Origin of the sequence: Streptomyces actuosus, from assembly GCF_016921115.1 — a bacterium.
GTDB classification, from domain to species: Bacteria; Actinomycetota; Actinomycetes; order Streptomycetales; family Streptomycetaceae; genus Streptomyces; species Streptomyces actuosus_A.
In genome coordinates, this window is record NZ_JAFFZS010000251.1 from 1 (window position 1) to 409 (window position 409).

Annotated in this window: 1 protein-coding gene; it reads left to right on the forward strand. The window is 40.3% G+C overall.

Annotated elements, in window-relative coordinates; translation table 11 throughout:
* Positions 1-112 precede the first annotated feature (112 nt).
* Complete coding sequence (locus tag JS756_RS36260; RefSeq protein WP_205387513.1) at positions 113-346, forward strand: hypothetical protein; 234 nt, start codon at positions 113-115, stop codon at positions 344-346.
* Positions 347-409 lie beyond the last annotated feature (63 nt).

A 409-nucleotide genomic window follows, 5' to 3' on the forward strand; every position in this document is an offset into this window, starting at 1 on the left:
TATATATATACACATGGAGATGAGTATACAAACATGCTCTAGGTGCTGGGATTATCAATGTCTTTCTCCCCTGCGTAGTACTCTGAATGCACCTATCGCACATTGAGAAGATATGACAAAGCGCAGCGGACTTCCATGTCCAATTGACTTTGCAACAGATGAATTACTACAACACCAAAGTGAAATGGAGCTTATCGAAGGGATTTTGTCAGTCATGCACCAGCTGCAAGATGAAGTATTGGTTCCCTTTGGAGGCATGGTGAAGCCAGAGTTTTACGAGAAGGTCAAAAAACTGAACAATCACTTCAAGGAAGAATCTATTGGCCTAGCGGAAGATGAGCGTTAAAAGGTGCTATATGCGAAAGTTTGGTCATATTAATAACTTGCCTTGACGTTATAATATATAATC